8 protein-coding genes are annotated in these 10,898 nt (G+C 54.3%); 1 reads left to right on the forward strand and 7 read right to left on the reverse strand.

The window, feature by feature from the left end:
- Nucleotides 1-27: 27 nt before the first annotated feature.
- Nucleotides 28-717, reverse strand: coding sequence for a response regulator (locus tag HMPREF0673_RS11330; protein WP_007902509.1), 690 nt, complete (start codon nt 715-717; stop codon nt 28-30).
- Nucleotides 718-839: 122 nt separating this feature from the next.
- A complete protein-coding gene (locus tag HMPREF0673_RS11335) occupies nt 840-2,243 on the reverse strand; it encodes an undecaprenyl-phosphate glucose phosphotransferase (RefSeq protein ID WP_007902512.1) in 1,404 nt (467 codons plus the stop codon).
- Between the two features lie 373 nt (nt 2,244-2,616).
- Here HMPREF0673_RS11335 and HMPREF0673_RS11340 point away from each other — a divergent pair, with 373 nt between their 5' ends.
- On the forward strand, nt 2,617-4,725 hold the full coding sequence (locus tag HMPREF0673_RS11340; RefSeq protein ID WP_007902515.1) for a DNA topoisomerase 3: 2,109 nt from the start codon (nt 2,617-2,619) through the stop codon (nt 4,723-4,725).
- A 1-nt stretch (nt 4,726) separates the two neighbouring features.
- Here the strand turns inward: HMPREF0673_RS11340 and tsaE are convergent, their stop codons facing one another.
- From tsaE to HMPREF0673_RS14800, 5 genes are all read right to left on the reverse strand, one after another.
- Nucleotides 4,727-5,140 carry a tRNA (adenosine(37)-N6)-threonylcarbamoyltransferase complex ATPase subunit type 1 TsaE gene (gene tsaE, locus HMPREF0673_RS11345; RefSeq protein ID WP_007902517.1) on the reverse strand — a complete coding sequence of 138 codons (414 nt, stop codon included), beginning with the start codon at nt 5,138-5,140 and terminating at the stop codon, nt 4,727-4,729.
- Between the two features lie 47 nt (nt 5,141-5,187).
- Entirely contained in the window at nt 5,188-6,738 is a 1,551-nt protein-coding gene (gene porX, locus HMPREF0673_RS11350; protein ID WP_007902519.1) for a T9SS response regulator signal transducer PorX, read from the reverse strand.
- A gap of 20 nt (nt 6,739-6,758) precedes the next feature.
- Nucleotides 6,759-10,094, reverse strand: a complete 3,336-nt coding sequence (porW, locus tag HMPREF0673_RS11355) for a type IX secretion system periplasmic lipoprotein PorW/SprE (RefSeq protein WP_007902520.1) — start codon at nt 10,092-10,094, stop codon at nt 6,759-6,761.
- Between the two features lie 34 nt (nt 10,095-10,128).
- Nucleotides 10,129-10,509 carry a hypothetical protein gene (locus HMPREF0673_RS11360; protein ID WP_007902522.1) on the reverse strand — a complete coding sequence of 127 codons (381 nt, stop codon included), beginning with the start codon at nt 10,507-10,509 and terminating at the stop codon, nt 10,129-10,131.
- 153 nt (nt 10,510-10,662) lie between these two features.
- A partial coding sequence (locus tag HMPREF0673_RS14800) for a hypothetical protein (RefSeq protein ID WP_007902523.1) occupies nt 10,663-10,898 on the reverse strand: 236 nt, incomplete at its 5' end.

A 10,898-nucleotide genomic window follows, 5' to 3' on the forward strand; every position in this document is an offset into this window, starting at 1 on the left:
GTGGGTATGGCAGGATGCCATACCCTCCTATGCGTCAAAGTAGTAACCGAATCCGAGACGTGTCACGATGCACTTCGCGAAGCGACCTATCTTCTTGCGCAGGCGTGTGATGTTCACGTCCACGGTGCGGTCGAGCACCAACACGTCCTTCGGCCATACGCGGTCGATGAGTTCCTGGCGCGAGAACACGCGTCCGCGCTCGTCGAGCAGCAGGTGGAGCAGTTCGAACTCAGTCTTCGTGAATGCTATCTCCTCACCGTCGATGGCTACGGTCTTCTTGTCGAGGTTCATCACGATGCCCTGGTAGGTGATGAGGTGCGCCTCTTCCTCCTCGTTCTCAGTGGCTGTGCGGCGCAGCACGGCACGCACGCGCACCATCACCTCGCGCAGAGAGAATGGCTTCGATATATAGTCGTCGGCACCGAGGTTAAATCCCGTCACGGTGTCGTTCTCTGTGTCGCGGGCGGTGAGGAAGATGATAGGCACGCGGGCTGTCTGTGGGTCGTCCTTCAGCAGTCGGGCGAGGGCGAACCCCGACATGCCGCCCATCATCACGTCGAGCAGCAGCAGGTCGAACGATGCTATGTCGAGCGTCTGTGCCTCTTCGGCTGATGTGGCGGTCTGCACCTCGTAGCCTTCTGTTTCGAGATTGAACTTGAGGATTTCGAGCAAGTCCTGCTCGTCGTCAACAACGAGGATTTTCTGGTTTTGTTTCATAACTGCTATATCTTTGTTCTGCTTGCAAAGTTATATATAATTGTATTCACACGTACTACCAAACTGTTACAATTTCGTTACGCCAACAAAAAAGGCACACCGCTGGGTGTGCCTTTCATATCTTAAAACGCCTGCTTGTCGCCAACGATGACGTTAGCCACGGTCTTATACATTATATATATGTCGAGCCATACGCTCCAATGCTCCAAGTACCAGATGTCGCCAGCCACGCGTCCCTCCATCTGCGAGAGGTATTTTGTCTCGCCTCTGAAGCCGTTCACCTGGCTCCAACCGGTGATGCCAGGCTTGATGTAGTGGCGCACCATGTAGTTGTCGATGAGCTTCGAGTAGTCGTCGGTGTGCTTAACCATGTGTGGACGTGGACCCACGATACTCATCTGTCCTAACAGTACGTTGATAAACTGTGGCAGCTCGTCGATGTTTGTCTTGCGCATTATGTTGCCCCACTTCGTCTTTCGTGGGTCGTTCTTTGTGGCCTGCAGCGTGTCGGAGTCTTTGTTCACCTTCATGCTGCGGAACTTCAGGCAGTAGAACTCCTTGCCGTTAAGTCCGGTGCGCTTCTGTCGGAAGAACAACAGTCCTGGCATTGTTGTCTTCGTAACGATAGCCACAACGGCGAGTATGATGGGGAAGAGCGTGCAGAGGAATGTCAGCGACACCACAAAGTCGAACGTGCGCTTTACCAAGCGGTTCTCGATGAGGCTCAGTGGCTCGTTGTAGAGACTCAAGTAAGGTACGTCGCCCAGCACTTTGAGGTGCATACGATGGTGTAGATAGTTGCTGATGTTGGGCATCGAATAGAAGTGGATGAAGTGATGCTCGCAGTAGCGTATCACTTCAAGGATTTCCTCGCTGAAGCGTGAGGGCAGACAGCAGTACAATTCGTGTACGTTGCTGTGCTCCTTCAGCACCTCTGGCATATCCTGCGGTGTGCCGAGATATGTGCATAGCTCGGAGAATTTCTCGTTGGGTTGGTGGTCGAAGTAGCCCAGCACGTTGAAGCCTAAGTCGTTTGGTGTGGTCATCTGGCGAAACATGTTACGCGCGTTGCTGTTGCTTCCTACGAACACCACGTTATGGGCGTGCTTCGGCATACATCGCCATGCTGCAACAACATGACGTGTTATGATGCGGAAGATAGAAACACCGACGAATGCAGTCAGCCAAAACTCTATCATCCGGAATAACGACATGTGTTGGAAGTCGCCGATGGCGAACATGAGAATGCAACCGATTGCACCTACGAAGAAGTTCTGCATCACACGCATGATAATCTGGTGGTTGCTCACCTTGCGGTGATGCAGCACGACACCATTCTCCATTGTGCAAGCTAAATATACGATAGAGCCTACCACCATCGTTTGGCGCATTGCGTCGATGTTGGTGTCATATTTTAAAACGCAACAAAACAGCCAGTACAAAAGATTGATGATGATGATATCACCAAGCAATACTGACATCTTCAATAGTTTGTTCTCGTGTGGGCTATGTATTGTGTTACTCATTATTCTTCATTTTGGGGTTATATGAATACTAATTTATAATTACTCTCTCACTCTCTAAATATTATCGTTGTTGTAAGTATGCGTTTGATATGTCTTTGTTTTTTGTGTGTATGCATAACGCAAACGCTGCAAAGTTAGTCTAAATAGTTTAGATTATTGATACAAATGGACACAAAAGTGTTAATTAGTGTAAAAAAAAAACGCTAAAAGACCAAAATTTCTTTCGGAAGCAACGCCTCGGGCGTGCTTCCGGAGGAAATATGGCGGATCGTATCCGCTGCGTAATTGCGCAAGATATATGGAGCTTGGCGTGCGAAACTCAATAATTTTAAGTAACTTTGCACTTCGTATTTAATTTTAAAAACAGAAACAAATGATAGTCTGCATAGCCGAGAAACCAAGCGTAGCCAAGGATATAGCCCGCATATTGGGTGCCACAACCTCCCACAACGGATACATGGAGGGCAATGGCTTCCAAGTGACGTGGACCTTCGGTCACCTCTGCACGCTGAAAGAGCCCAACGACTACACCGAGAACTGGAAGCACTGGAGTCTCTCGGCGTTACCGATGATTCCGCCGCGCTTCGGTATCAAGCTCATCGACGACGACGGCATCAAGTGCCAGTTCAGTGTCATCGAGCGTCTTATGCAGGCTGCCGACTGCATCGTCAACTGTGGTGACGCCGGACAGGAGGGTGAGCTGATACAGCGTTGGGTGATGCAGAAGGCACAGGCGAAGTGTCCGGTGAAGCGTCTTTGGATATCGTCGATGACCGACGAGGCTATCCGCGAGGGTTTCAACTCGCTCAAGGATCAGAGTGAGTATCAGCCGCTGTACGTAGCCGGACTGAGCCGCGCCATCGGCGACTGGCTCCTGGGCATGAACGCCACGCGCCTCTACACGCTCAAGTACGGACAGAACCGACAGGTGCTCAGCATCGGACGCGTGCAGACGCCCACGCTCGCGCTCATCGTCAACCGCCAGAAGGAGATCGACTCGTTCGTTCCCGAGCCTTATTGGGTGCTCTCCACCATCTATCGCGACACACTCTTCACAGCTACAAAGGGCAAGTTCACGACGAAGGAGGAGGGCGAGCAGGCGTTCGCCACCATCGCCGACAAGCCGTTCGAGGTGACGGGCGTGTCGAAGAAGAACGGTAACGAGGCTCCTCCACGCCTCTTCGATCTCACCTCGCTGCAGGTGGAGTGCAACCGCAAGTTCTCATACAGTGCCGAGACAACGCTCAACCTCATACAGTCGCTCTATGAGCGCAAGCTCACCACCTATCCGCGTGTCGATACGCAGTTCCTGAGCGACGACATCTACCCGAAGTGTGCCGGTATACTCACCGGTATGCGCGGTTACGAGCAGTACATACAGCCGCTTGCCGGTAAGAAACTGCCCAAGTCGAAGCGTGTCTTCGACACATCTAAGGTGACCGACCACCACGCCATCATCCCGACCGGCGTGCCTGCGTCTGCACTCAGCGACATGGAGCGCAACGTCTACGACCTCATTGCGCGTCGCTTCATCGCCGTGTTCTATCCCGACTGCAAGTTCGCTACCACCACCGTGCTCGGCAAGGTGGAGGATGTGGAGTTCAAGGTGAGCGGAAAGGAGATATTAGAGCCTGGATGGCGCACCATCTACGCTCAACAGCAAACCTCAACACCTCAACCAAACAGCCCTCAACCCCTCAACCCACAACCGTCGTCGTCCGAAGACGACGACAAGCAGGACGAGGAGCGCACTCTGCCCACATTCGTAAAGGGCGAGAGCGGACAGCACACGCCTACACTCACCGAGAAGTGGACCACACCGCCGAAGTACTACACCGAGGCTACGCTGCTGCGTGCCATGGAGACCGCCGGCAAGTTCGTCGACGACGAGACGCTGCGTGCTGCGCTGAAGGAGAACGGCATCGGACGACCGTCTTCGCGTGCCGGCATCATCGAGACGCTCTTCAAGCGCCACTACATACGTCGCGAGCGCAAGAACCTCATCGCCACGGCTACCGGTATCGAACTGATTGATATCATCCACGAGGAACTGCTCAAGAGTTGCGAGCTGACCGGCATATGGGAGAAGAAGCTGCGCGACATAGAGCACAAGAAGTACGAGGCTGCCGACTTCATCAACGAGCTGAAGCAGCAGGTGACGGAGATTGTGTACGACGTTCTGCGCGACAACAGCAACCGCCGTGTCACCATTACTACCGACGAGGACTTGAAGAAGGCAAAAAAGAAAAAGACTGCTGCGCCGAAGAAAGCCGCAGCAAAGTCTGCTGCAACGTCGTCGACTGCATCAACAAAAAATGCTGCCGCCTCACCGCAGCCCGCAACAAGCGAGCCGTCGGCAGACGACAGCATAATCGGCACCACTTGCCCCGTTTGCGGCAAGGGTACAATCATAAAAGGTAAGACGGCTTACGGATGCAGCAACTGGAAGAACGGCTGCACCTACCGTGTCGCGTTCAAATAGTTTAGAACTTCACCACGCGCGAACCGTCTGCAGTCTCTTCGATAGTAACCTTCGTTGCGTCCTCGGGCAGCAGGTCCTCTATCAGCTCCGGCCACTCGAGGAAGCACAGCGAACCGCTGTAGAAGTAGTCCTCGTAGCCCATGTCGTACACCTCTTCGAGCTTCTTTATGCGGTAGAAGTCGAAGTGGTATATCGCGTCGCCGGTTGTGGCGGATGTGTATTCGTTCACGATGGCGAACGTGGGCGAAGTGATTACGTCGTCTACGCCCAAACACTCGCAGATAGCCTTCACGAAAGTAGTCTTGCCTGCGCCCATCTTGCCGTAGAAGGCGAACACCTTGCCGTCGCCCATATTCTCGACAAATGTTTTGGCAGCCTCGTTGATGTCTGCCAGAGAGTTAATTCTTATTTCCATAGTTTTTTCGTTTTTCTATTATAACAGTAAGCTGCTTGCAGCTTTTTTTATTTCCTTCCCTTTAGTGTTATCAGCGGTATGAGCATCTCTTCGAGCGAGATGCCGCCGTGCTGGAACGTGTCCTTGTAGTACGACACGTAGTAGTTGTAGTTGTTGGGGTAGGCGAAGAATGTGCTGCCGGTGGCGAACATGTACGACGTACTGATGTTCGGCGCAGGCAGCTGCGCCTCCTGTGGGTTCTTGATGACGAACACTTCCTTCGATTGGCAGTTGAGGTTCTTGCCCAGCTTGTAGCGCAGGTTGGTGTTCGTGTTGCGGTCGCCGATTATCTTCACCGGCTTCGACGCACGGATACTGCCGTGGTCGGTGGTGATGATGATGCGGCAGTCGATCTGCGAGAGTGCGCTGAGCAGGTCTGCCATGACCGAATGGCGGAACCACGAGAGCGTTATCGAGCGGTAAGCCGACTCGTTGTTGGCGAGTTCGCGCACCATTTTCGACTCTGTTCTTGCGTGCGAGAGCATATCGATGAAGTTGACCACGATGACGTTGAGGTCGTTCTTCGTCAGCTCGTTGAGGCGTGCAAGCAGTTTGTCGGCACCCGTCGAGTCGTTCACTTTGTGATACGAGAACGAGTCGTGGCGGCGGTAGCGTTCTATCTGCGTGCGTATGAGCGGTTCCTCGTTGAGGTTCTTGCCCTCGTCTTCGTCCTCGTCCACCCACAGCTCGGGGAACATCTTCTCAATCTGCTCGGGCATCAATCCCGAGAAGATAGCGTTGCGTGCGTACTGCGTAGCCGTCGGCAGGATGCTGGTGTACATGTCCTCCTCTATGTCGAACATGTTTCCAATCTCCTTCGACAGCACGCGCCACTGGTCGTAGCGGAAGTTGTCGATGACGATGAGGAACACCTTCTCGCCCTCGTTTATCGCAGGGAACACCTTGCGCTTGAAGATGTCCGGGCTCATCAGTGGGCGTTCGGTTACGCCCGGTGCCACCCACGACAAGTAGTGCTTCTTTATGAACTTGGCGAAGCCGTTGTTTGCTTCCTCCTTCTGCATCTGCAGCATCTCGGTCATGTTGCTGTCCGTAGAACTCAGTTCCAACTCCCAGTGCACCAGTCGGCGGTACGCATCCTTCCAGTCGTCTATCGTGTTGCAGTTCATTATCTGCATCGATATGTCCTGGAAGTTCTGCTGATAGCCCGTCTGCGTCACCTCCGACACAATCTGCTTGCGGTGTATGTTCTTCTTCAGCGTGAGCAGGATCTGGTTGGGGTTCACAGGCTTTATCAGATAGTCGGCTATCTTCGAGCCGATAGCCTGATCCATGATGTTCTCCTCCTCGCTCTTTGTCACCATCACTACGGGCGTAGCAGGCGACAGCTCCTTTATCTGTTGCAGCGTTTCGAGTCCGCTGATGCCGGGCATCATCTCGTCGAGCAGCACCAGGTCGAACTTGTGCTGCTTGCACTCTTCGATGGCATCTGTTCCGTTGCTCACGGTCACCACCTCGTATCCTTTGCTCTGAAGGAAGATGATGTGGGCGCGCAAGAGTTCAATCTCGTCGTCTACCCACAGTAAATATCCGTTGCTCATAATGCTCTTTCTTTTTTTTGTTAAAAACCGTCGAGGTCGTAATACTCATCGTCGTCGAAGTTGTCTTTCTGGGTCTTGCTGCCCTGCTTCTTCGATGTGCTCTGCTGAGGCTGCGGGTCCTCGCCGAAGTAGAAGTCGTCCTCCAACTGCTTGGGTTCTTCCTTTACTATCGGCTTGGGCTCTTTCTTAACCTCCGGCTTCGGTTCCTCTACGACAGTCGTTGCAGACTCCTCCTTAACCTCCGGCTTCTGTTCCTCTACAACAGTCGTTGCAGATTCCTCCTTGACCTCTGGCTTCGGTTCCTCAACGACAGTCGTTGCAGGCTCCTCTTTGACCTCTGGCTTCGGTTCCTCCTTAACCACAGTTTCGGTAGCAGACTCCTGAGGTTGTTCGTCCTCGATGTTCACCACGCCACCCTCAGTCGACGGCTCTTCCGTAGGTTGCGGCTCTTCGTCGAAGAAGGTGTTCGTAGTGTTCTGATTGTCGGCAGGCTCCTCCTCGAAGTCGTCGCGCTGCTTTGTCGTAGACTGCTCGTCTGGCTCAACGACTGGTTCTTCCGGAATGTCGAGCAGATCCTCCGTTGCTATCTTAAGCGGAGCGAAGTTCTTCTCGTAGAACTCGGCGTAGTCGGCGTAGCTGAACTGCTTGCCGAGCAGCGGCAGGTTCACGTCGCTGATTACTATCTGTCGACTCTTGCCCACGAGCTTCATCAGCTGCTTCTGCTTCTGTAGCTGGCGTGCGTACTGCAGTGCCTCGTCGTAGTTGCGGAAACCCTTCACGAGCATACGGTTCAGACCGTCCGCCTGCTCCACCTCTATGTCGAAGTTGCGCACCATGAACGATGTGAAGTTGTAGCGAGCCAGCTCGAAGAGCATACGGTTGGCGTCTATCGAGTCGGGTTTGTACGCTATCATGTATATGAACGCTGCGTTGCGGTCGTTAGAGAACTCGCGCACCGCCGTCGAGTCGCTTTCGTTGAGCACCTGCGAGCGTCGCTCCCAGATGTTCTCGAGGTCGAACTTGCCGCCTTGCAGCTGTCGTCCCTCGTTTACGCCCTTCACTATCATGCCTGCCATTACGGCTATAGGGCTTTGCGGATACTTCTTCACCACCGTGTTCAGGTCGTCGATGCAGCCCTCGTAGTCGCCGTCGTTCAGCTTGCCCAGACCGCCGATGAAGAGGAACTTGTCGCGGTTGGCACCCAACGGGAACCGCTGTTCGGACACGCTGACATTGCCGCGCACCTCCTTGTAGCGCGCCGCCTTGAACGCATCGTATGTAGCGGCGTACAGCGAGTCTTCGAGGTGCACGCCGAGACGCGCGTTCTCCACGAAGTTGGGGTCGGTGAGCAGTGTTGTCCACTCGCTCTCGGGGTACTCCTGCTTGAGTCGTGCCACGTACGAGTCGGCGGTCTGTCGGTCGCCCTTGCGCATATATAATAGGTAGAGGTGATAGTAAGCCTCCGCTTTCTTCTCAAAGTTGGGATAGTCGCCACCGATGAGTCGCATGAACTGCTTCTCGCTTCGCGGTAGGTTGTCGAGCTTGTCCTTGAAGATGACGCCCGAGTTGTAGAGTCCTTCGGCGATGATGTTGTTGCTCGCAGCCACCTGCTCCTCCGTGAACGGTATCTGCGCCATGTAGTACTCGCGTTTGTGCGGGTCGTTCTGTGCGCTGTCGGCGATGAGTGCGAGCGAGTCGGCTATTGCTTCCGCTTGCGCTATGGAGTCCTGCTGCTCCTCGGTGAGTTCTGGCTCGTCGGTCTGGAACGCCACCACCGTCTTGTTCACGCGCTGCCAGTCGTCCACATTCTCGCGCTTGCCCCATTGCTTCTGGAACGCCGCCTTACCCTGGCTCACCGCCATCTGGTTGTAGAAGTACCACTGCGCGTTGCGCTGGTTCTGCTGGTTCTGCATCGTCGTGTTGTTGCCGAACTGGTTGTTCTGCGCCATGTCGTTGCCGCCGTTCATCTGGTTCTGCGCGTCCTGCTCAGCCTGCAGTCGGCGTTCCTCCTTCTCCTTCTTCTTCAGTGCCTCGATGGTGCGGTCGATGGCAGCGTTGCGGTCGCTCTCGCTCATCTTGGCGAGCGACTGCAGCGAGTCCTGCAGGTGTATGGCGTCGGTGTATGGCACGAGGTCGTCCAGAATCTTCGAGCGGTTCGACAGCTCCTCGTAGTCCTTGCGCTCCTTGTCGAGCATACCGATGGCTTGACCGTAGCAGCGTTGCGCGTCGTTGTAGCGTTCCTTCTCCCAGTAGATGTCGCCCAGCTTCAGCAGCAGCACGCCCTTCTCAATGCCCGAGCGCGTGGCTTTAGCCGCTCCGCGTTCGTAGGCGTTGATGGCTTGTGCGGTGTCGCTCTGTGCGAGGTATATGTTGCCGATGGCGTAGTACACCTGGTCGAGATATTCCTTGTTCTTGTCCGAGCGTGCCATGCGCTTCAGCCTGCCAATCATCTTCTTCGATTGTCCTACGGACATCACCTCCGTCATGCTGATGCGTGCGTTGAACTCCAGCTCGTAGGGTGGGTTGAGCTTCGTCACGTGCTTGAACGCCTTCATCGCCTCCACGTTGTTGCCCAACGCTGCCTGCATCTGTCCCATGAGGAACCACTCGCGTGCGCGCTGCTTGCGTCGCATCTCGTGCTTGATGACGTTGCGCAGGTGGGGTATAGCTTTCTCGTATTCGCCCGTGTGTATGTAGTAGTCGGCGTAGGTGTAGTCCCACTCCTTGCGTGCCGACCAGTGGATGGAGTCGCGCTGCATATTGCGTATCACGTCCTCGGCATCGTAGAGCCAACCCTCCTCGATGTAGCACTTGGCGAGCCACGCTCTCGACTTGGCGTAGATGGCTGGCTGTGTCTGGTACAGTCGGCTCATGTAGTTGAACGTGGCAGCTGCCTCGTCGAACGCTCCCTTGTAGAACTGCGAACGGCCCATGAGCAACCACGCCTTCCAAAGGAACGGGTTGTACTCGCGGCGCGAGAGCCACTCCAAGTCCTTCGCCGTCTTCTTGCGCTGCTTTGTCCACTGCGGTCGGCGTTTTATGCTGTGCAGCTTGATGGTCTTCTGACACTTCTCGATGGCGCGGTCGTAGTTCGACTTGCCTATCTCTCGGCTGTTCTTGTTGCTCACGGTGTAGAGCGGAATAAGCTCGGTGAAGTTGTCCTTGTTGCCTTCCTCCTTCTCTAATGAGGCATCGATATACGCCAACGAGCCGTTATAATAAGTGTTATAACGCGCCTTGAACGAGTGCCACCAGCGTGTGCGCGCGGTGTTTTTCTGCGTAGAGCATCCTGTCGCAACCACCAATACAGCTGCGAGAAGGATGGGTATGATATGTCTTGTCTTAAATAGTTTCACGTATAAATAACTCTGTTTGTGGCGTTTTATTGCCTTAACCCTCCCTGAGCATGAATGTTTCGTCCTTTATCTGGTCGGGCAGGTTGATACCGCGCAGTGTCAGACTGCGGCACCAGTCGGCTATCTCCTCGTGGCGCATGGTGTAGAGCACCTCGCTGAACAGCTCCACCTCCTCGTCGGTGTAGCTGTCCGACGGTCGGCCACTGAACGCGTCGAGTTCCTCGTCGTCGTAGTAGACGATGTCCTTCGTGGCGGCTTCCATCATGCAGTCCTGCTCGCACTTGTCGTTAGTGCCGTTGCATGTGGCGCATGTCTCCACCACGGTTATCTTCTCCTCGCCGTCGTGCTTGCTCAGCTTGGCGATCAGTGCGGCGATGATGCCGAGCACAATTATCGAAATCACTAATATTGTCATATTCTATTCAAAGTTTTATTAGGTGTCCTCCCACAGATTCCTCCTTAGGAGGGTATGGCATCTTGCCATACCCACGCCGCTTGCTATGGGATATTCTCCCACAGAATACGCCGAATACACAGAACCTCCTACTGAGATGTCCTCCCACGGATTTCACAGATTTACACAGATACTTAGGGCGCGCTGTTCTCCCACAGAATTCACAGAATACACAGAATTTGGCAGCGTGGGTATGGCAGGGATGCCATACCCCCTAACATCTGTGCTCATCTGTGTCATCCGTGGGAGGCTCTTCTCTGCCAGAAGTTTCTGTGCGTTCCGTGCGTTCTGTGGGAATCTCTTTCCTCCCACGGATTTCTCCTTAGGAGGGTATGGCATCTTGCCATACC

This window comes from Leyella stercorea DSM 18206 (assembly GCF_000235885.1).
In the GTDB taxonomy this organism is placed as follows: Bacteria; Bacteroidota; Bacteroidia; order Bacteroidales; family Bacteroidaceae; genus Prevotella; species Prevotella stercorea.

Excerpts from the sequence above, each read along its gene's own strand:
- HMPREF0673_RS11330 (WP_007902509.1), bottom strand. The coding sequence starts at position 717 with ATGAAACAAAACCAGAAAATCCTCGTTGTTGACGACGAGCAGGACTTG.
- porX (WP_007902519.1), bottom strand. The coding sequence starts at position 6,738 with ATGAGCAACGGATATTTACTGTGGGTAGACGACGAGATTGAACTCTTG.
- HMPREF0673_RS11335 (WP_007902512.1), bottom strand. The coding sequence starts at position 2,243 with ATGAGTAACACAATACATAGCCCACACGAGAACAAACTATTGAAGATG.
- HMPREF0673_RS11340 (WP_007902515.1), top strand. The coding sequence starts at position 2,617 with ATGATAGTCTGCATAGCCGAGAAACCAAGCGTAGCCAAGGATATAGCC.
- HMPREF0673_RS11360 (WP_007902522.1), bottom strand. The coding sequence starts at position 10,509 with ATGACAATATTAGTGATTTCGATAATTGTGCTCGGCATCATCGCCGCA.
- tsaE (WP_007902517.1), bottom strand. The coding sequence starts at position 5,140 with ATGGAAATAAGAATTAACTCTCTGGCAGACATCAACGAGGCTGCCAAA.